The sequence below is a fragment of the Thauera propionica genome (genome assembly GCF_002245655.1).
Classification (GTDB): domain Bacteria; phylum Pseudomonadota; class Gammaproteobacteria; order Burkholderiales; family Rhodocyclaceae; genus Thauera; species Thauera propionica.
Map to the genome: position 1 here is coordinate 424,756 of NZ_NOIH01000007.1, position 19,268 is coordinate 444,023.

A 19,268-nucleotide genomic window follows, 5' to 3' on the forward strand; every position below is an offset into this window, starting at 1 on the left:
ACGCGCCCACCGACGGTGCCTGCAGGAGAGACTGCGATGGACGACGACTTCGATTCCACGCTCGTCGAGCCGCTGCTTCAGCTCGCTCATGCCGACCCCGAGCCACGGGTGAGCCTTGCCGCACTCGAAGCCGCCACGCATCTTCCGCTCGAACAGCAGCATTGGCACTCGATTGCCGATTCGGCGTGGCGCGTGGTGTTTGCCGAGCCTGCCGGCTCACCGGCGCGGCGGGAGGCGCTCGCCTTCGCAGCGCGGGTACCGCTGCGCTCGCTGCGCGAACATCTGCGCGGGATGGCGAAGGACGACGACGAGCCGGATCGGGATGCGATTGCCGACGCGTTGGCAGCGGTAGCCGACCCGAGCCGCATTGCGCCGCTGGTGGCTGGGCTGGCGTCCGGTCACATGGAGAACTATCGCCTGCTGGCGGCCATGCCGCTGGAGGACCGTGGCGTGTCAGCCGCGGACCTGCCCGCCCCGGGCGCGCAGGACGGCGATGACGCGCGCTTCTGGCGGGCCCTGTGCCTGGCGCGGCTGGACGACTTCACCGAGCTGGATTCGGTGTTCGCCAGCGACGACACCCTGCCGCCCCTGTTCTGGGGCGACCCCTGGAGCGCCCATTCGGCGATCGAGGCGGTTCGGCCAGTCCCGGATGCAATGCGCGACCATCTGCTCGCAGTGCTCGCTCGGCTCGATGCCGACGAGGCCGCGGGGCGGATCGGCGGCGGCGCGGCGCGCGCGCTGCGCCTGACGGCCTGGGCGGCAACCGGCACGGCGGACGCCGAGGGCGGTCCAATACGGCCGCCGCATGCGCCGCGACCGGTGGTGTTGTTCGGCGAACTCGATCCCGCCGCCACGGCGGCCGAACTCGCGGAACGCCAGTTGCAGGCAGCCGCACCCCAGTTCGACGACGCCCAGGTGGGCTGGATGATCGCGCGCGAACGGGTGCGCGACTACATTCCCGCCCTGCTCGCCGTCGATCGCCCCGATCTGGCGCCCGAGGCGCGCGTTCGCCTGATGCAGCTGATCGGATTCGCCGCCGATGCCCAGACCGGCCGCGCCCTGTCGCCCTATCGTGGCGCCGGCCCCAGCGCCGGCGGCGGCGAACGCCCGGCGCTGATCGACGACGCGCCGCACGCCGCGGCGGCAGCGCCCGCGGCGGCAGGCGCGGCGCAAGATAGCGGCGATTTCGACGTCGCCGAGTGCGAAGCGGACGCCGGCGGCGCGGGGCTGGAAGACTTTGCGCTCGACGATGTCGATTTCGCGGATCTCGACCTCGACGAAGCCGAGCCCGTGTCGCGGGGCGGCCGCCACCTTGCAACCGGCCACGTACCGTCATCCATGGGCACGACGCAGGCGGATGACTCGGACCAGCAGGACAACCGCCGCGTCAACGCCCTGCTGCTCCACGACGAGCACACCCATCACTATTTCGTCGCCGGTGCCAGCAACACCGTGCGTTGCTGGATCGGCCTGCCGCAGGCCGGCATTCCGACCGCCAACGCGACGATTCCACAGGTGAAACTGCCGCCCGAGGGCCTGAAGCTCGTCGTCGAACTGTGCTGGATCGGCAAGCGCGATGGCCAGCCCGACCGCCACGGCAACGGGCCGGCCGGCGGCCTGCATCTGCCGGCGAAACGCACGGCGCGCAGCGAGGACTGCGACCTCAGCTTCGACGTCCCGGCCGACATCGACCGCCTCGATGCCGACATCGTGTTCACCTTCATGGGCAAGGTGTTCGAGGCCGTCCGCGTGAGCGCGCCGGTGCTGCCGGCCGGCACCGCGGATGACGGGCTGGCCGAGCCGTCGATCGAGGTGCAGTTCGGCCAGCGCGAAGTCATCCACTTGCAGGAACGTACGCCGGTCAGCGCCACGCTCACCTTCGGCCCCGGCTACATGCAGATGTTCGACGGCAGCGGCGGCAAGATCTTCGACCTCGGCAACACGACACCGCTCACCACCTTCCTTAACGAACAGCTGTTCCTCAAGGAGGCCTCGCTGGTGCGCCGCCGCAGCCAGCAGGGCGTGCAGGAAGGCGAGGCGCTGCTCGACGTCGATGACCCTGACGTGATCGAGCTGTTCGGCAACCTCGCCCGCCACGGCGCCGCGCTGTACCAGAAGCTGCGCGGCCAGGGTTTCAGCGACCCGGGCGATCGCATCCAGCTCATCAACAAGGACGAGAGCCGCCACGTGCCGCTGGAGTTCGTCTATGACCGCGGCTTCCCCAGGAAGGGCGCGCGCTTCTGCAGCGGCTGGCACGAGGCACTGGCCGGCGACGGCTGCCGCTGCCCGAGCTGCGATGCCGCGGGCGCGAGCCCTGGCGGCAGCTGGAGCGAAACGATCTGTCCGCTCGGCTTCTGGGCCATCCGCAAGGTCATCGAACGCTTCGACAGTGCACACATGCAGGATCTGTCGCTGCCCGCCTGGCGCCGGCGCGACCTGCGCCCGCTCGACGCTGCGCTGTGCGCCAGCACCGACCGCGTGCCCGAGAAAGAACGCACGGACCTGCGCAAGGCGCTGGCCGAAAGCATCGCGGCCCCCACCATCGCCGCGGACTGGGACGAGTGGGAGCGCGCGCTGGCCGCCAAGAGCCCGCCCCTGCTGATCCTGCTCGCCCACCACGACCTGGACGCCGGCCTGGACTACCTGGAGATCGGCGACAAGGCGCTCGACGAACACCGGCGCTGGCGCTACCGCCCGCAGCTCAACGAGGCGCTGATCAACCCGGCCGCCATCGAACCGGGGCCCATCGTGCTACTGCTCGGCTGCATGACCGCGACCGACGTCGCCGAAACCGGCTATGGCAGCCTCGCCAGCAACTTCAAGGATTTCCACGCCAGCCTGGTGCTGGGCACGATGGCCAAGGTACTCGGCCGCCACGCCGGCCCGCTCGCCTGCGAGCTGCTCGCCGAACTGGCGGCAGTCAACACGCCGGACGCCGACTTCGGCAGCGTGCTGCGTCGCGTGCGGCGGCGCATGCTGGCGCACGGTTTCCTGATGGTGCTCGCCCTGGTGGCCATGGGCGACGCCGAATGGCACCTGCCGGCGCGCCACCAGTCTCCCGCACCGACGCCTCCCTGACCGCGGAGACCCGCAACATGCTGCGCATCGAGATGCTTCCCGCCGCCCACGGTGACTGCCTGTGGATCGAGTACGGCAGCGGCACTACCGTCCATCGCATCCTGATCGACGGCGGCCCCGCCCACACCTATCCCGCGCTGCGCGAGCGCATCCTGCATCTGCCGGCCAGCGAAAGGCATTTCGACCTGCTGGTGATCACGCATGTCGACGCCGACCACATCGAGGGCGTGATCCGCCTGCTGCTCGACGCCGAAGCCCTGCACTGCCGCTTCGACCGCATCTGGTTCAACGGCCGCGACCAGCTCAACGCCGTACCCGACCCGGCGGGCGAGCCGCTGGGCGCGCTGCAGGGCGAAATCCTCGGCGTGCTGATCGCCGACTACGAAGCCCGCACCGGCACCGCGGTGTGGAACCTCGGTTTCGACCAGGCGCTGGCCGCCATCGACCGCCTGCAACCCGCCTTGCCCACGGTCGAGCTGCCGGGCGACTGCCGGCTCACCCTGCTGTCGCCCGACCACGAACGCCTGCTGATTCTCAAGGACCGCTGGAAAAAGGAACTCGACCGTGCCGGCATCGCCTCGGGCGACGTCGCCGCCTTGCGCGCCCGGCTCGCCGCCAGCCGCAGCCTGCGCCCCCTCGGCGACGTGCTCGGCGCGGAAGACGACGCCGACGAGGCCGAAGCGATGAGCGGCCGCCATGAACTGCCCGAGGACGACGACAGCGACCTCGGCGCCGAACTGGAAGACACCCTCGGCCGCGGCAGTGGCGAACCGGGTGGCGATGCCCCCTTCGGCGGCGACGCCAGTGCCGCCAATGGCAGCAGCATCGCCCTGCTGCTCGAATACCCGGCGACCTCGCCCGAAGTGCGCCTGCTGCTGGCCGGCGATGCCTGGCCGGGCGTGCTGGAGAGCTCGCTCGCCACCCTGCTCGGCGACCCGACAAAGCGCCTCGCCCTCGACGCCTTCAAGCTGCCGCACCACGGCAGTGTCGCCAATCTCAGCGCCAGCCTGCTCGACCGCCTGCGCTGCAACCATTACCTGGTGTCGACGAGCGGCGCGCTGTTCCGCCACCCGCACAAGCGCGCGCTCGACCTCATCCTCGAGCGCCACGCTGGGGCGGGGCGGCCAACGCTGCACTTCAACTACCTCACGCGCTGCACGGAACCCTGGAGCAACCGGGCGGATCAGACCAGCCGGCGCTACCGTGCCACGCATCCGAAAGGGCAGGCGGTCTCGTTCTGACAGTGCGTCACCACTCAGGCCGTGCAAACCCGCTGCCTCATGAATGAGCAGCCCTTTCGTTTCCGCGGCTCGCAAGGGCTCGCGCCGCTTATCCACAGCGCGACTCACAACCGTATCCCCATCCGCTGGGGAAAACTCGTACAGTTTGCTCCCCAATCACCCTGACGACCGGCATGAACACTCTCGCCCCCCTCCCCGACACCCCGGCGCTCGAGATCGAGACGGGGTCGAACCCGCAGTTCACCGTGATCTGGATGCACGGGCTGGGCGCGGACGGCAGCGACTTTGCACCCATCGTCCCCGAGCTGAACCTGCCCGAATCACCCGCGGTAAGGTTCATCTTCCCGCACGCTCCCTACAGGCCGGTGACCTGCAACGGCGGTTACGTCATGCGCGCCTGGTACGACATCATCTCCCTCGCGCCCGGCAGCCGTGAGATCGACGAGGCCGGCCTTGTCGAGTCCCGCACCATCGTCCGCGACCTGATCGCGCGCGAGGCGGCCCGGGGCACCCCGAGCGAGCGCATCGTCCTCGCCGGCTTCTCCCAGGGCGGCGCCGTCGCCTACCTGACCGGCCTCACCCACCCCGCGCCGCTGGCCGGCATCATCGCCCTGTCGACCTACATTCCGAGCCCCGCCCTGCTGCTCGACGAGTTCGCCGCGCCGAACGGCCGCATTCCGGTCTTTGCAGCGCATGGCACCGACGATGACGTCGTCTCGCTCGAGCTCGGCGAACACGCACTCGACGTGGTGCGCAAGGTCGGCGTTGTGCCCGAGTGGCGCACGTATTCGATGCCGCACTCGGTGTGCCTGGACGAGGTCGTCGATATCGGGGCATGGCTGGCGCGCGTCATCAGCCAGGCGCGCTAGCGTCAGATGAGCGGCTGCCAGGCCGGTTTTTCAACACCAAGCAGGTTCAACGCGACATGTCCTACATCGATACCCTCAGCAAGCAAGGCGGCAACAACAAGTGAGGTCGCCGCCACCGATTCGCTCCGGCGGGAAGCTTGAAGCTGCACCGCCATCGACCGCTCAGGTCGCCAGCACGCCGGGACGTCTAGCTCACCGCTTGCCCGGGCACTGATACCGCCTCATGAAACGCCGGTCGATCCAGTCCTTCCATCGCCACGCGAGCCGGCCGCTCGCCGAGAATGCCCCCCAGGAGACGATCGCCTCGCGAGGGCCCGCGGCCAGCAGGTAGAGGCTGCGGCGTTGCGGCCGATAGGGCTCGAGGGGACGCCCCGCAAGCGCACGCTGCAGGTTCCCGGTCAGTACCGGTCCGGCACGCACCGCGTAGACGCCCGACTTGGCATGTGGTGCATCGATGCGCGAGGCAACATCGCCCGCGGCGAACACGTTCGCGTGCGACACGCTCTGCTGGCCGCGCCCGACCGCGATGAAGGCGTCCGGCGCGAGCGTCAGCCCCGACTGCGCGAGCCAGTCCGGCGGGCCGACGCCGGTTGCCGCAATCACCCAGTCAGCGGCAAGCGGAACGCCCGCCTCGGTCTCCAGCGCGGATCCGTCGGCCCGCACCCGCTGCTCGACAAGCTCGACGCCTTGCCCTGCCAGTGCCGCGCGTGCCCGCCGGACAACGCCAGGCGCGTGCCCGGGCAACAACCCACCCCCACACGCAAGCATCACCCGCGGCGCGGTGACGCCGGTTTCACGACGCAGCCGGTACGCGACCGCAAGTGCAAGCTCGACGCCCGCCGCGCCGCCGCCGATCACCGCCACGCGTGCATTGTCATCATCAAGGAGCATTGGCAGCACCTGCGTCCATTTCTCGACGAAGGACTCGAGCGGGCGCACCGGCAGCAGCCCCGGATGATTCGCAAGGCCTGCGCCCAGGGCGAGACGTGCGCCGGTGTCGAGCGACAACACGTCGAATTCGATGCTGCCTCCGTCCGCCAGCGTGACATGGCCCCGGTTCGCATCCAGCGCGCACACGGCATCCCCGACGACGCGCACACCCGCCGCGCCCGCCAGCGGCAGGACGGGGGCCACGCATTCGTCGAGACGGTAGTGCCCGGCGATCCAGCCCGGCACCATGCCGGAGTAGATCTGGCGCGGATACGGTGTCACGAGGACGACCTCCACGCCCGGCCACGGTGCCTCGCCGAGGGCGCGCAGCACGTGCAGGTGGGCGTGCCCTGCGCCTGCAAGTACGAGCCGTTTCATGCCTGCCCCGACGAGGCGAGCACCGAGCGCAGCGCCGGAAAGCGTGTGGCCAGCCGCTCGAAATCCGCCGGGCGGTCGACATCCCACAACGGCGCTGTTTCGTGCCAGTCGAGGCCGAGCGCGCGCAGGCGCTGGCGCGTCTGTGCCATGACACGATCCGTGCTCCAGTCGATGGCCTCGAACAGCCGTGGATCTGCGCGACGCAGCGCGATCAGCACATAGCCGCCATCCTCGGCCGGGACCAGCACCGCATCGTGGCGGTCAAGGGCATCGGCCACCTGCCGGATCAAGTCGGGCGTCAGCACCGGGCAGTCGGTGCCGATGACCAGCGTGCCCGCCGGTGTGCGCGATGCGGCAACGGCGGCATGCATGCGTGCGCCAAGATCGCCCTGTGGCTGGGGCAGCAGACGGACGTCCCCCAAAGCCCGGCAGCGCTGGAAGTCGGGATGCGTCTCGTCAGGGGCACACCACAGACTGACCGGCCCGATGTCGGCGGTCACCGCGGTGGCCACCGTGTGCTGCAGCAGCCAGCCTTGCAGCGCTGCCGCACCGGCCGCGCCGAGGTGCGGAATAAGCCGGGTCTTGCACAGGCCGGGCAGCGGCGCCTTGGCGAGGATCGCCAGCTCGATGCGCGTCGAGGCGATTTCGTTCATCGGGGGGTGTATCCGTAGGCGCGGGCAAGCGCATCCGGCGAGGCGCCGAGCCAGAAGCGCAGCCGCAGCCACCACATGGTCAGCACCGTGCGCACCAGCCCATGATGCGCCCAGCGCCGACCGGACGTCTCCACCCGCTGGCGCCGGCAGGCGGGACGCGAGATCGCACGCAGCCGCTGCGAGAGCACGATGTCCTCCATCAGCGCGATCTCGGGAAAGCCACCCGCCGCCGAAAAGGCCTCGCGTGTGCAGAACATGGCCTGGTCTCCGGTCGCGATGCCGGTGATGCGCGAGCGCAGGTTCATCGCCCAGGCGACCACCGCGACGCCCGCAGGCCCATCCACGATCCGAACATCGAAGCGCCCCCACGCGGCACCGCCTGCGAGCGCATGGCGCACCGCCGACATTGCGTCGGGGGGCAGCGCGGTGTCGGCATGGAGAAAAAGCAGCGTTGTGCCGCGGGCGCAGACGGCACCGGCATTCATCTGCCGCCCGCGCCCCCGACCCGTAGCCACGACCCGGTCCGCCAGGGGCCCGGCCAGTGCGACGGTGTCATCCTGGCTGCCGCCGTCGACAACGATGAGTTCGACCCCCTCCCTGCGCAGCGACTGCAGCGACTGCAGGCGCGCGACGATGCCGGTGGCCTCATCGAGCACCGGCATCACGATCGACAATCCGCTCTCGGCGCCATCGGCCACGGACCTCGGCGCCCGTTCCGGTTCCGGCATCGGATCACTCACGTTTCAGCCTCCATGCATGGCCCCCGCCCGCGACATCTCGCATTCGTCGGCATCGGCAACGAAGCGGAACTGCGCAAAGCCGGCACGCGCCACGCTCGCCGTGTTGTCCGTATCGGAAGCCAGTGCCAGACCGCTCAGCTTGGCCGGCAGATCGCCAAACGCGCGCCGGAAATCCTCGGCGACATTGCGCCGCTCCAGCACCCAGCGCCCGGCATCCTCCGCACCCGATCGCAGCACGAGCATGCGCGCGCGATCGGTGTAGGCATTGTCGCGCAGCGTGCCGATCGGGTGGCGGTTGTCCCACACGTAATTGAGTGCGGCGTCGGGCACCTGGTTGCCGTAGATCGAGCGCGCGAGGGCCAGCTTGGTCCGGGTGCCGAAGCCGAGTGCCTCGGGCGCGACGTCGAAGGTCAGGTACACGCGCGCCGCGTAATCGTCACCGGCCTTGCGCGTCATGTCGGCGTTTGCCACTGGCGCATCGACCCGCCACAGCCAGCACAGGTGCGGCGTTGCCGCTAGGTCCACCTCGATCGGACGGCCGAGCAGCGCCATGCTGCGCTCGGCCTGCGCCTCGACGGCAGGCACGCCATCCCACTCGCGTAGCGTGTATCGAGTGGGCGGAATGCGCTCGTCGAGTTGCTGGATGCGCCAGGGGTCGGGTGGACGCCCTTCTCCCTCAAAGCGCCCCACCCAGACCGTGGCGGACAGCGCGCCAGGGGCGAGCAGCAGGAGCAGCAGGCCGGTGGCCCAGGAGACGTGACGACGCGGGTTCATAGGATGGCCTCGATCCGGGTGTGCAGGAGGATCATTTTCTTGCGTGCCTTGGGGTCGAACGGCGCCTGAGCCTTGATGCCTATCCGCGACGCCAGGTGTGGAAGCGTTCCACCCATTGCAGCAGGCGCTCGGGTGCGTGTGCCCGCTTCCAGTTGCCGGCGACGTACTTATTGGCTTCGGCCAGGGTCGGATAGATATGGATGGTGCCGAGGATGCGGTTCAGCCCGATGCCCTGCTTCATCGCCAGCACGTACTCGGCGATGAGGTCGCCCGCGTGCTCGCCGACGATGGTCACCCCCAGGATGCGGTCCCTGCCCGGCACCGTCAGCACCTTGATGAAGCCGTGCGCCTCGCTGTCGGCGATGGCGCGGTCGAGGTCGTCGATGCCGAAGGTGGAGAGCTCGTAAGCGATGCCCTGTTCGCGGGCCTCCTGCTCGTTAAGCCCGACGCGGGCAACCTCGGGCTCGATGAAGGTGGCCCAGGGGATGACACGGTAGTCCGCCCTGAAGGTCTTGATCGGGTCGAACAGCGCGTTGACCGCGGCATACCAGGCCTGATGCGCTGCGGTGTGGGTGAACTGGTAAGGTCCGGCCACGTCGCCCGCAGCGTAGATGCTCGGGTAGTTGGTCTGCAGCAGCGCATTCGTCTCGATCGTGCGTCCGCAGCGCACGCCGAGTTCCTCCAGCCCGTAGCCCGTCAGATTGGCGCTGCGCCCGAGCGCGATCAGCACGGTGTCGAAGGCAATGCGCACCTCCTCGCCCGCATGCTCGGCGATCAGGATCTTCTGTTCGCGGTCCTTGATGAAGGCCTTGGCCTGGTGCTGAAGGCGCAGGTCGATGCCCTCGTGGCGAAAGCGCTGCATCACCAGCTCGGACACGTCCGCGTCCTCGCGCGACAGCAGGCGCGGCCCGCGCTCGACCTGAATGACCTGGGCGCCGAAGCGGGCGAAGGCCTGTGCCAGCTCGCAGCCGATCGGTCCGCCGCCCAGCACCAGCAGGCGGCGCGGCAGCGCGCGCAGCGACCAGACGGTGTCGGAGGTGAGATAGCCCATGTCCTCGATGCCCGGCAGTTCGGGCACCGTCGGTCGCGCGCCGGTGGCGATGACGATGGCGCGCGTCGTAAGGCGTCGGCGCTCGCCGTCGGCGGTGTCGATCTCGACTTCCCACGGCGACACGATGCGCGCGGCGCCCTGCACAACATCGACCCCCAGCCCGGTGTAGCGCTCGGCCGAGTCGTGCGGCTCGACCTGGGCGATGACGCGCTGCACGCGTTCCATGACTTCGGCGAAGTCGAAACGCGCATCGGCCGCGGCAATGCCGAACTCGGACGCGCGGGAGACGTGCGACAGGAACTTCGCCGAGCGGATCAGCGCCTTCGACGGCACGCAGCCGGTGTTGAGGCAGTCGCCGCCCAGCTTGTGGCGCTCGACCAGCGTCACCTTGGCCCTGACGGCCGCGGCGATGTATGACGTGACCAGACCTGCGCTGCCACCGCCGATCACCACCAGGTTGCGGTCGAACCGCCTCGGCCGGGGCCAGCGCGCATTGACCCGGTTGCGGCGGATGCGCTCCACCACGCGCCGCGCAAGCAGCGGGAACACGCCGAGGATGGCGAACGAGCCGAGCAAGGCGGGCGACAGGATGCCGCCCAGGCTGTCGATGCGTGCGAGCTGGGTGCCAGCATTCACATACGCCACGGTGCCCGCGAGCATGCCGAGCTGGCTCACCCAGAAGAAGGTCCAGGTGCGCATCGCCGTCAGGCCCAGCAGCAGATTGACCAGGAAGAAGGGAAACACCGGCACCAGGCGCAGCGTGAACAGGTAGAACGCACCCTCGCGCTTGATGCCCTCGTCGATGGCCGCCAGGCGCCGGCCGAAGCGCTGCCCGACCCAGTCACGCAGCAGGAAGCGCGCGATGAGAAAAGCCGCGGTGGCGCCCAGGGTCGACGCGAAGGAGACGATCACGGTCCCCCACAGCACCCCGAAGACGGCGCCACCTGCCAGCGTCAGCAAGGCCGCGCCGGGTACCGACAATGCCGTGACGAGCACATAGATGACGAAGTAGAGGGCGACACTCGAGACCGGGTTGTGGTCACGATAATCCGCGATGGCGGCCTGCTGCGCCTTGAGCGTCTGCAGGTTGAGGTACTGGCCGAGATCGAACAGGAAGAAGCTGCCGATCGCGGCGGCGAGGACTACGAGGACGGTGAGTTTGCGCGGATTCATCCGGATGCCTGCCAATGCGCTCAATGCTCGAGCGCGCCGCCACAACTGCTCCCCTGCCCGGCGGTGCAGCCATAGCAATGCTCGCCAACCCGGATTTCTCCGTCCTCCAGGCCATCACCCAGAAGATCCGACAGACGCGTGACCTGTGACCGGGCGCCGAGCGGCAGCCCGAGCATCTGATTGAAGTCACAGTCGTGCACCTGCCCCTGCCAGCTGACCGACACCAGCGCCCGGCACATCACCCCGCCCAGGTTCTCCAGCCGGTGAGCGCCCTTGAGCAAGGCCATGTAGTCCTCGAACTGCCCGCGCGAAACGAGCTGACTGCCGAAGCGCTGGATGGGCATGTTGGCGAGCGCGAAGAGCTGATTGAAGACGATGCCGTAGCGTGCCGCCAGCTCGCGCTTGTACGCCTGCTCCAGTCCATGCTGGTCGGGCGGCAGGCTGGGGCCGAGCGGGTTGTAGACCAGGTTCAGCACAAGCTCTGAGTCCGCCTGGCCATAACCGAGCGCGTTGAGCCTGCGCAAGCCCTCCACGCTTTGCCGGAACACGCCCTCGCCCCGTTGGGCATCGACGTTGTCCTCCAGGTAGCACGGCAACGAGGCAATGACCTCGACCCGCTGTGCGGCCAGAAAGTCAGCCAGCCATTCATAGCCCGGCTCGCCCAGGATGGTGAGATTGCAGCGGTCGATGACATGAAGCCCCATCGCCCGCGCTTCGGTCACGAGCCGCCGGAAGTTGGGATTCATCTCCGGCGCGCCGCCGGTGAGGTCCAGCGTGCGCACCCGATGTCGGCGGGCGACCTCGAGCAGCAGCGCCATCGTGTCCCAGCTCATTTCCTCGGTGCGGCGCGGGCTGGCCGCCACGTGGCAGTGCAGACAGGCCTGGTTGCAGCGATAGCCGAGGTTTGCCTGCAGTACTTCGAGACGGCCGCGCGTGAGCGCGGGGAAGTCGGTCTTGACCAACAGGGGGAAGGTATCGCGCATTGCATTGCTCCTGGTCGGTTTCTTCCTTAGTCGGCGAAGCAGGCAAATCCTTACAACAATATTTGCCGGTCGGGACGCCCGAACGAAGATATCGCTATCCCTGCTGCCAACTTTCGCGCATACTGCGCCGCAGCGATATTCAAGTCGTGCAGTTTGTTTGTTGGTTTCTCCGATTCTTTCGGTCGTATTCCCCCAAGTCATACCTCGCTGTCTTGATACTCGCCCCACTCAGGGGGCTTTCCCCATTTTCAGGAGATTCAAGACATGGCAGCAGGTACCGTCAAGTGGTTCAACGATTCCAAGGGTTTTGGCTTCATCACGCCGGAAGCCGGTGGCGATGACCTTTTCGCCCATTTCTCGGCCATCCAGGGCCAGGGCTTCAAGACCCTCACCGAAGGCCAGCGCGTGACCTTCGACGTGACGAACGGCCCCAAGGGTCTGCAGGCGTCCAACATCCGCGCCGCCTAAGCTGCACTGCGGCCTCGCGCTTTCGGCGCAGGTCGTCCAAAGGCCCGACAGACGTCGGGCCTTTTGCTTTCCGGCCCCCGGAACACCTCCGGAGCGGCGTCCTGCCCGCTCACGCCCATCGAACAAGGAAAGCCCGATGTCCCAGCTCATACAGCGAACCGAACTCAAGACCGTCTACTACACGCCGGTCCATTGCCCCTTCTGTGGCGTGCGCGTCATGGGCGCCGACCCGGTCGACGAGACCCGCATCACCGCCTGCTCGCACACGCTCTTCATCGCCCACGACACCGCCTTCGAATATCGATCGGCGCGTCTCGACGAGAATCTCCAGCTCGACGGGATGACGGAGCAGGAAGTCGAGGCACGATGGATGCAGGACGAGCGCGGCATTGATGGATTCACCGACACGGTGAGCGTGGCCGACGCAATCAAGGTCGCCGCCTACGCGCCCAGCCCCTCCGCCTACGGCTCCTACTACGGTTTCGCGCCGATCGAGTAAGCAAGCGCTGTCTGCGAGAGAATCACCCACCTCCTTCCCACTTCCAGAACGAGAGGTCGATTTGCGCAGCCATTTCATCGCACTTTCCGACACGACCAAAGGCCTGCTGGCCGCGCTGGTCGTGGTCATCTGCTGGTCGGGCTTCAACATCGTGTCGCGCTTCGGCAGCACGGCGACCTTCACGCCTTTCGATCTCGCCGCGATGCGCTATGGCGTGTCGGGCACCCTTGCGCTGCCCTTCTTCCTCAAGCTCGTACCGCCGCGGGAGTGGCCGCGTCACGCGGTGCTGGCCCTGGTGGGCGGACTGGGCTACGGCCTGCTGGTGTATTCGGGTTTTGCTTTCGCGCCGAGCGCACACGCAGGCGTGTTCGTGAATGGCGGCATTCCATTCTGGACCGTCGTCATCGTCGCCGTCATGGCGGGCTTTCACGTCGCGCGCCAGACCGTGCTCGCCTTGCTGCTGTCGAGCGCCGGACTCGTGCTGATCGGGTTCCAGAGCCTGTTTGCCGCATCGGCCCAGGACGAATGGATCGGTGACGGACTCTTCCTCGCTGCCGCGCTGAGCTGGGCCATTTTCGGGCTGTTGATGCGACGCTGGCAGATCCGTCCGCAGCTGGGCATCCTCGGCATCGCGAGCTTTTCGCTGCTTGCCTACATGCCGGTCTACCTGCTGTGGCTGCCGGGCAACATCGCCAACGCCGGCTGGGGCGAGATCGGGCTGCAGGCGGTGTACCAGGGCATCATCGCCGCCCTGCTGGCCGCGGGCATGTACAGCTACGCGAACCAGAAGATCGGCGCCTGCCAGGCGTCGATGATGCTCGCGCTGGTGCCCGCGTTCTCCGCGGTCGGCGGCTGGCTGATCCTGGACGAAGCACTGGGCATCAAGACAGTCATCGGCATCGTCGTCGTATCGCTGGGCGCCCTGCTCGGCGCGTCGCCGCCGGGCTCGCTGACGCGTCTTTTTTCCAGGGGATCGCGATGAGCCCCCCTGCTTCCGCTTAAACCAGCCGGGTCGCTGCGATCCTGCTCGATGCAGGTTTGTTCAATGGGGATGCCGGTGGTGGATATCGGGGAAGTGCGGGTGTTTGTGCACCATCGCCTCGTGCCGATGCCAATGTTCGTGGGGCTCGTCGCCGGTCCATGCGAACGCATGCGCGTGCTGATGGTGAGCGTCATGGACATGGCGGTGACGGTGCTCCATCGACTCATGTACGTGTTCATGCTCATGGTGTTCGGTGAGGTGCAGCCACACGCCCCAAGCCATCAGGACGAAAGCGATCCAGAACGCCGTCGAGGTTGACTCGCCCAGAAGCACGACCGAGACCGCCGCACCAATGAAGGGCGCAGTCGAGAAATAGGCGCCGGTGCGCGCCGCGCCCAGTCCGCGCAGCGCCAGCACGAAAAGCGCCAGGCTGATGCCGTAGCCCAGCAGGCCGACGGCCAGCGTTCCGAGCAGCATCGGGCCACCTGGCAGACTCGCCCCGAGCGCGAAGGCCAGCACGACGTTGACCGAGCCCGCCACGGCACCTTTCGCGCCGGCGATGAACAGCGCATCCGAGGCCGAGACACGCCGCGTCAGATTGTTGTCGATGGCCCAGCACAGGCAGGCGACGACGATGGCAAGCGGTCCGACCCCGTCGCGGGTTTCTGCGTCACCACCCGACCAGGACAGGACCACCCCGCCCGCGACGATGGCGAGCATGCCGAGCACGATGCGCCGGCCTGCGCTCTCCTTGAAGACGACCCACGCGATCACGGCGGTCAACACGGCTTCGAGGTTCAGCAGCAACGAGGCCGTCGAGCCACTGGTGCGTGTCAGCCCGAACATCAACGCGAGTGGGCCAAGTACCCCGCCGAAGAAGATTGCCCCGAGCAGCCAGGGCCATTCGCCGTTGGCCAGTCCGGACGGCGTCCAGCCCCGATCCCGCACCAGCCGCACAACGGCCAACCCCAACCCGCTCCCGAGGTACAAGAGTCCCGCGAGCAGCCAGGGCGAAATCTCACCGACCAGCAGCTTGGCGAACGGAGTGCTCGCACCGAACAAGGCCGCTGCGAGCAGCGCGCGGATGACGTAGATGTTGTTCATGGCCTGCACAGGCTGAAGCAGAATCCCAGTCGAAGCAATGACCGAATTTCCGTGGGCGAAAGCCACCGTAACCCAAAAAATGCTTTCCGGAGCATTGAGTTGTGATTAAGATAGTAATTGCTCACTTACTTTTAGGAATAGCCCGTGCCCACCAAGCATCTTCCAGCTGAAACACGTCGAGAGGTGACCGTCGAAGCTGTGGTGGCTCTGGCGGCCGAACGAAACCCCAGCGACATCACCACTGCGGCGATCGCCAGCCACATGAAGCTGACGCAAGGCGCCCTGTTCAGACACTTCCCGACCAAGGACGCGATCTGGGAGGCGGTCATGGGGTGGGTCACCGATCGCCTGCTTGCCCGCGTCGATCGCGCGTCCGCCGCGTGCGCATCGCCCCTCGCCGCCCTGCAGGCGATGTTCGAGGCGCATGTTGACTTCGTGACCGAGCACCCCGGTGTTCCGCGCATGCTGTTCGGCGAACTTCAACGTGCGGAGGCCACGCCTGCCAAACGGGCGGCCCAGACCTTGCTCCAGCGCTACGGCCAGCGTATCCGGGTGCATCTTCAGGCGGGCAAGGCGGCGGGCGAGATCTCGCCGGAACTTGACCTTGATGCAGCAGCTACGCTCTTCGTCGGCACGATCCAGGGCCTGGTCATGCAGTCCCTGATCGCGGGCGACATGGGGCTGATCCGCGATAACGCACCACGGGTTTTCGCCATCTATCTTGCCGGTATCCGGGGCTCGACATGCGCGCACTGAAGCTGCAGGGGCGCACCGTTGCCATGATTGCGATCATCGTGCCGCTCGTGCTCGTGTTCGCCTATGTCGCGATGCGCTCAGGTCCTCTGGCGCCGGTCAAGGTGACGGTGGTGCGCGCACAGGAGGGCACAGTCTCCCCCGCTTTGTTCGGCATCGGCACCGTAGAGGCGCGCCACACCCATCGCATCGGTCCGACCCTGGCAGGCCGGGTCAAACGCGTCGATGTGCATGTCGGCGACCGGGTGAGAGCGGGCCAGCTGATTGGCGAGATGGATGCAGTCGATTTGTCTGATCGCGTCCGTGCCCAAGAGGCTACGCTGAAGCGCGCCCAGGCAGGCATCCGTGAGGCCGAGGCACGCCAAGCCTTTGCCCAGGCGCAAGCGCGGCGCTACGACAAGCTCAGCGCACTGCAAGCCACCAGCGAGGAACTCGCGATCACGCGGCGCCAGGAGCGTGAGATTGCCGAAGCCGGACTCATCGCGGCGCGAGAAGCACTTGCGGGCGCGCAGTCGGAGCGTGCCGCCCTCGTCGCCCAACTGGACAACCTTAAACTCGTTGCGCCAGTCGATGGCGTGGTGACCCTGCGGGAGGCCGAACCGGGCACCACGGTCGTCGCCGGACAGGCGGTGGTGGAATTGATCGATCCCGCAAGCCTCTGGATCAACCTGCGTCTGGACCAGGTCAACGCGGGCGGCCTGGCCAGTGACCTATCCGCCGATATCGTCCTGCGCTCGCGCAGCGCAGAGACGTTGCCGGGGCGTGTGTTGCGGGTGGAACCGAAAGCGGATGCCGTCACCGAGGAACTCCTCGCCAAGGTCGTATTCGAGCATCCGCCCGAACCCATTCCGCCGATAGGCGAACTGGCAGAGGTCACGGTCGCACTGCCCCTCGTGCAGGCCGCCGTAGTGATTCCAAACGCAGCGCTGCGGCGCGAGGCCGGTGAGGTGGGCGTATGGCAGGTGAAGGAAGGACGCTTGCAGTTTGCGCCGCTCAAGTTGGGCGCGACGGATCTCGACGGGCGGGTTCAGGTTCGGGAGGGACTGACGGAGGGGGATGAGATTGTGCTCTACAGCGAGCGAGCACTCAGCCGCGACAGCCGCATTGATGTCGTTCCCTCGCTGCCCGGAGCTGAAAGGTGATCAGCCTTGCCAGCCGCGACATCCTGCACGGGTGGGGGAAATTCGTCTTCACCGGGATTGGCCTGGGTCTGCTGATTGGCGTCACGCTGGTGATGGCAGGCGTGTATCGGGGCATGGTCGATGATGGCAAGGCGCTACTCGACAACAGCGGCGCAGATCTTTGGGTGGTGCAGCGAGATACGCTCGGGCCCTACGCGGAGTCCTCCAGCGTGCATGACGACACCTACCGGGGGCTGCTTGGCCTGCGTGGCGTCGAGCGCGCGGCCAACATCACCTATCTCACCATGCAGGTGCGCAAAGGCACGCAGGACGTGCGTGCGATGGTTGTCGGCATTACGGCCGGGCAACCAGGGCAGGTGCCCGGTTGGCCGCCCTATCTGGTTGCGGGGCGGCAGATCACGCGCGGGCACTACGAAGCGGTGGCCGATATCGCGACCGGCTTCCGGATAGGCGACCGACTCAGCATCCGGCGCAATCAATACACCGTCGTCGGCCTTACCCGGCGCATGGTGTCTTCGTCCGGCGACCCGATGGTGTTCATACCGCTCAAGGACGCGCAGGAGGCGCAGTTCCTGAAGGACAACGACGCCATCTGGCAGAGCCGACGTCGCACCGAGGCCAACCCGGCACTGAACCGTCCCGGGGTGCCCGGCCTGCTCGATGCGGTGCTGGCGTCGCAGAGTACCAACCCTTATGTGAATGCCGTACTCGTCACCCTCGAACCGGGCTACGCGCCTGACGAGGTCGCGGACTCGATCCGGCGTTGGCAGCGGCTTACCGTCTATACCCGGGCACAGATGGAAGACATCCTGGTGGGCAAGCTGATCGCCACCTCGGCCCGACAGATCGGCATGTTCCTCGTCATCCTTGCGGTCGTGAGCGCGGCCATTGTCGCCTTCATCATCTACACGCTGACGATGGACAAGATCCGTGAGATCGCCGTGCTCAAGCTCATCGGCACGCGCAACCGGACGATCGCGGGGATGATCCTGCAGCAGGCGGTGGCGCTCGGACTGATCGGCTTTGTGGTCGGCAAGATTGCCGCCACCTTCTCGGCACCGTTCTTTCCGAAGTATGTCCTGCTCGTGCCCGCCGACACGATTGCCGGCTTTGCGGCGGTGATGATCATCTGCGTGCTCGCCAGCCTGGTATCGATTCGGCTTGCGTTACGGGTCGATCCGGCCGAAGCGATCGGGGGTTGAGATGAGCATCCATGCAGGCAGAGGTATCCGCATCGAAGGTCTGGTCAAGCGCTACGGGCACGGCGATACGGCTGTCGATGCGCTCAAAGGTGTGAACATGCATGTCGCGCCGGGCGAAGTGGTCGGCCTGATCGGCCCCTCTGGCTCCGGCAAGAGCACCCTGCTGAAATGCCTTGGTGCCGTTATCGACCCCACTGCCGGACGGATGACGCTTGGTGATGAGTCAATCTTCGACAACGGCTGGAAGGTGCGCGACCTGCGCGCCCTTCGACGGGACAAGATCGGCTTCGTGTTCCAGGCCCCGTACCTGATTCCCTTCCTGAATGTGACGGACAACGTCGCCTTGCTGCCGATGCTCGCCGGCATACCCAACGCGGCAGCGCGCGCGCAGGCATTGGCGCTACTGACCGCGCTCGACATCCAGCACCGCGCCGAGGCGATGCCGTCCCAGTTGTCGGGCGGGGAACAACAGCGGGTCGCGATCGCACGCGGTCTGGTCAACCGCCCGCCGGTGATCCTCGCCGATGAGCCGACGGCACCGCTCGATAGCGCCCGAGCGATGGCGGTGGTCCGCATCCTGAATGACATGGCCTCCCAATTTCAGACCGCCATCATCGTAGTGACGCATGACGAGAAGATCATCCCGACCTTCAAGCGGATCTATCACATACGCGACGGGGTGACGCACGAAGAGGCGGGAGAAGGTCGCAGTCTCAGCGCCTGAGACCAGTCATTCACATCGGCAACCTGTCAACAAACAGGTCGAGTCGAAATACGGTACGGCGGGGGTTTGAATCGCCCCGGGTTTTGAGGAGGCTCCAACTCTTGAGAAGATGGAGCCATGAACAAATCATCGAAGTTTTCACCGGAAGTGCGTGAGCGCGCTGTGCGCATGGTGCAGGAACACCGAGGCGAGTACCCCTCGCTGTGGGCGGCGATTGAATCGATCGCCCCCAAGATTGGCTGCGTGCCGCAGACCCTGCATGACTGGGTCAAGCGCGAGGAGATTGACGGTGGCCAGCGCGATGGGCTGACGAACAGTGAGCGCGAGCGCCTCAAACAACTGGAGCGAGAGAACAAGGAGTTGCGCCGTGCCAACGACATCCTCAAGGCAGCGAGCGCGTTTTTCGCCCAGGCGGAGCTCGACCGCCGTTTGAAGAGCTGAAGCGCTTCATCGACCAACACCGTCACAGGTTCGGGGTCGAGCCCATCTGCCGGGTTTTGCAGATGGCCCCGTCCTGTTACTGG

General features: G+C 67.2%; 18 protein-coding genes, 1 pseudogene and 1 other annotated feature. Of the genes and pseudogenes, 11 read left to right on the top strand and 8 right to left on the bottom strand.

Annotated elements, in window-relative coordinates:
- Positions 1-36 precede the first annotated feature (36 nt).
- From CGK74_RS07965 to CGK74_RS07975, 3 genes are all read left to right on the top strand, one after another.
- The gene (locus CGK74_RS07965; protein WP_094267934.1) at positions 37-3,078 is read left to right on the top strand and encodes a hypothetical protein; all 3,042 of its coding nucleotides are present in this window, start codon (positions 37-39) and stop codon (positions 3,076-3,078) included.
- Between the two features lie 17 nt (positions 3,079-3,095).
- Positions 3,096-4,319 carry a ComEC/Rec2 family competence protein gene (locus CGK74_RS07970; protein WP_094267987.1) on the top strand — a complete coding sequence of 408 codons (1,224 nt, stop codon included), beginning with the start codon at positions 3,096-3,098 and terminating at the stop codon, positions 4,317-4,319.
- Between the two features lie 173 nt (positions 4,320-4,492).
- Positions 4,493-5,188 (top strand): alpha/beta hydrolase, encoded by a 696-nt coding sequence (locus tag CGK74_RS07975; protein WP_094267935.1) that lies wholly within the window; start codon positions 4,493-4,495, stop codon positions 5,186-5,188.
- A 2-nt stretch (positions 5,189-5,190) separates the two neighbouring features.
- Here the strand turns inward: CGK74_RS07975 and CGK74_RS18935 are convergent, their stop codons facing one another.
- From CGK74_RS18935 to arsS, 7 genes are all read right to left on the bottom strand, one after another.
- Positions 5,191-5,343 carry a hypothetical protein gene (locus CGK74_RS18935; protein ID WP_165770056.1) on the bottom strand — a complete coding sequence of 51 codons (153 nt, stop codon included), beginning with the start codon at positions 5,341-5,343 and terminating at the stop codon, positions 5,191-5,193.
- Between the two features lie 37 nt (positions 5,344-5,380).
- Positions 5,381-6,496: an FAD-dependent oxidoreductase gene (locus CGK74_RS07980; RefSeq protein WP_094267936.1), complete on the bottom strand. Its 1,116-nt coding sequence runs from the start codon at positions 6,494-6,496 to the stop codon at positions 5,381-5,383.
- The gene (locus tag CGK74_RS07985) at positions 6,493-7,149 is read right to left on the bottom strand and encodes a TIGR04282 family arsenosugar biosynthesis glycosyltransferase (RefSeq protein ID WP_094267937.1); all 657 of its coding nucleotides are present in this window, start codon (positions 7,147-7,149) and stop codon (positions 6,493-6,495) included. Before CGK74_RS07985 ends, CGK74_RS07980 begins: the two co-directional genes overlap by 4 nt.
- Entirely contained in the window at positions 7,146-7,889 is a 744-nt protein-coding gene (locus CGK74_RS07990) for a TIGR04283 family arsenosugar biosynthesis glycosyltransferase (RefSeq protein WP_240498665.1), read from the bottom strand. Before CGK74_RS07990 ends, CGK74_RS07985 begins: the two co-directional genes overlap by 4 nt.
- Positions 7,890-7,892: 3 nt before the next feature.
- The gene (locus CGK74_RS07995; RefSeq protein WP_094267939.1) at positions 7,893-8,663 is read right to left on the bottom strand and encodes a DUF3047 domain-containing protein; all 771 of its coding nucleotides are present in this window, start codon (positions 8,661-8,663) and stop codon (positions 7,893-7,895) included.
- A gap of 79 nt (positions 8,664-8,742) precedes the next feature.
- Positions 8,743-10,887 carry an FAD-dependent oxidoreductase gene (locus CGK74_RS08000; RefSeq protein ID WP_094267940.1) on the bottom strand — a complete coding sequence of 715 codons (2,145 nt, stop codon included), beginning with the start codon at positions 10,885-10,887 and terminating at the stop codon, positions 8,743-8,745.
- A gap of 20 nt (positions 10,888-10,907) precedes the next feature.
- The gene (gene arsS, locus CGK74_RS08005) at positions 10,908-11,870 is read right to left on the bottom strand and encodes an arsenosugar biosynthesis radical SAM (seleno)protein ArsS (RefSeq protein WP_094267941.1); all 963 of its coding nucleotides are present in this window, start codon (positions 11,868-11,870) and stop codon (positions 10,908-10,910) included.
- A gap of 264 nt (positions 11,871-12,134) precedes the next feature.
- Between arsS and CGK74_RS08010 the strand changes: the two genes are divergently transcribed.
- The 3 genes from CGK74_RS08010 (at position 12,135) to CGK74_RS08020 (ending at position 13,819) form a co-directional block, all read left to right on the top strand.
- Positions 12,135-12,338, top strand: coding sequence for a cold-shock protein (locus CGK74_RS08010; protein ID WP_094267942.1), 204 nt, complete (start codon positions 12,135-12,137; stop codon positions 12,336-12,338).
- Positions 12,339-12,474: 136 nt separating this feature from the next.
- Positions 12,475-12,837 carry a hypothetical protein gene (locus tag CGK74_RS08015; RefSeq protein ID WP_094267943.1) on the top strand — a complete coding sequence of 121 codons (363 nt, stop codon included), beginning with the start codon at positions 12,475-12,477 and terminating at the stop codon, positions 12,835-12,837.
- Between the two features lie 61 nt (positions 12,838-12,898).
- Positions 12,899-13,819, top strand: coding sequence for a DMT family transporter (locus tag CGK74_RS08020; RefSeq protein ID WP_094267944.1), 921 nt, complete (start codon positions 12,899-12,901; stop codon positions 13,817-13,819).
- Positions 13,820-13,879: 60 nt separating this feature from the next.
- Here the strand turns inward: CGK74_RS08020 and CGK74_RS08025 are convergent, their stop codons facing one another.
- Positions 13,880-14,989, bottom strand: a complete 1,110-nt coding sequence (locus tag CGK74_RS08025; protein ID WP_276206052.1) for a DMT family transporter — start codon at positions 14,987-14,989, stop codon at positions 13,880-13,882.
- A 78-nt stretch (positions 14,990-15,067) separates the two neighbouring features.
- Here CGK74_RS08025 and CGK74_RS08030 point away from each other — a divergent pair, with 78 nt between their 5' ends.
- From CGK74_RS08030 to CGK74_RS08050, 5 genes and pseudogenes are all read left to right on the top strand, one after another.
- On the top strand, positions 15,068-15,679 hold the full coding sequence (locus CGK74_RS08030) for a TetR/AcrR family transcriptional regulator (protein WP_094267946.1): 612 nt from the start codon (positions 15,068-15,070) through the stop codon (positions 15,677-15,679).
- Positions 15,667-16,818 (top strand): efflux RND transporter periplasmic adaptor subunit, encoded by a 1,152-nt coding sequence (locus CGK74_RS08035; protein WP_094267947.1) that lies wholly within the window; start codon positions 15,667-15,669, stop codon positions 16,816-16,818. Before CGK74_RS08030 ends, CGK74_RS08035 begins: the two co-directional genes overlap by 13 nt.
- On the top strand, positions 16,815-18,020 hold the full coding sequence (locus CGK74_RS08040) for an ABC transporter permease (RefSeq protein ID WP_094267948.1): 1,206 nt from the start codon (positions 16,815-16,817) through the stop codon (positions 18,018-18,020). The genes CGK74_RS08035 and CGK74_RS08040 overlap by 4 nt, the downstream gene beginning before the upstream one ends.
- Position 18,021: 1 nt before the next feature.
- Positions 18,022-18,744, top strand: coding sequence for an ABC transporter ATP-binding protein (locus CGK74_RS08045; protein WP_094267949.1), 723 nt, complete (start codon positions 18,022-18,024; stop codon positions 18,742-18,744).
- A gap of 117 nt (positions 18,745-18,861) precedes the next feature.
- Positions 18,862-19,268 (top strand): annotated as a pseudogene (locus CGK74_RS08050) (transposase); the annotation flags it as partial.
- Positions 19,140-19,256 (top strand) — a sequence feature (AL1L pseudoknot). (Overlaps the previous pseudogene by 117 nt.)

What these genes read in the sequence shown, in the direction of transcription:
- CGK74_RS07965 (WP_094267934.1), top strand. Translation starts at nt 37, where the DNA reads ATGGACGACGACTTCGATTCCACGCTCGTCGAGCCGCTGCTTCAGCTC.
- CGK74_RS07970 (WP_094267987.1), top strand. Translation starts at nt 3,096, where the DNA reads ATGCTGCGCATCGAGATGCTTCCCGCCGCCCACGGTGACTGCCTGTGG.
- CGK74_RS07975 (WP_094267935.1), top strand. Translation starts at nt 4,493, where the DNA reads ATGAACACTCTCGCCCCCCTCCCCGACACCCCGGCGCTCGAGATCGAG.
- CGK74_RS18935 (WP_165770056.1), bottom strand. Translation starts at nt 5,343, where the DNA reads ATGGCGGTGCAGCTTCAAGCTTCCCGCCGGAGCGAATCGGTGGCGGCG.
- CGK74_RS07980 (WP_094267936.1), bottom strand. Translation starts at nt 6,496, where the DNA reads ATGAAACGGCTCGTACTTGCAGGCGCAGGGCACGCCCACCTGCACGTG.
- CGK74_RS07985 (WP_094267937.1), bottom strand. Translation starts at nt 7,149, where the DNA reads ATGAACGAAATCGCCTCGACGCGCATCGAGCTGGCGATCCTCGCCAAG.
- CGK74_RS07995 (WP_094267939.1), bottom strand. Translation starts at nt 8,663, where the DNA reads ATGAACCCGCGTCGTCACGTCTCCTGGGCCACCGGCCTGCTGCTCCTG.
- CGK74_RS08000 (WP_094267940.1), bottom strand. Translation starts at nt 10,887, where the DNA reads ATGAATCCGCGCAAACTCACCGTCCTCGTAGTCCTCGCCGCCGCGATC.
- arsS (WP_094267941.1), bottom strand. Translation starts at nt 11,870, where the DNA reads ATGCGCGATACCTTCCCCCTGTTGGTCAAGACCGACTTCCCCGCGCTC.
- CGK74_RS08010 (WP_094267942.1), top strand. Translation starts at nt 12,135, where the DNA reads ATGGCAGCAGGTACCGTCAAGTGGTTCAACGATTCCAAGGGTTTTGGC.
- CGK74_RS08015 (WP_094267943.1), top strand. Translation starts at nt 12,475, where the DNA reads ATGTCCCAGCTCATACAGCGAACCGAACTCAAGACCGTCTACTACACG.
- CGK74_RS08035 (WP_094267947.1), top strand. Translation starts at nt 15,667, where the DNA reads ATGCGCGCACTGAAGCTGCAGGGGCGCACCGTTGCCATGATTGCGATC.
- CGK74_RS08045 (WP_094267949.1), top strand. Translation starts at nt 18,022, where the DNA reads ATGAGCATCCATGCAGGCAGAGGTATCCGCATCGAAGGTCTGGTCAAG.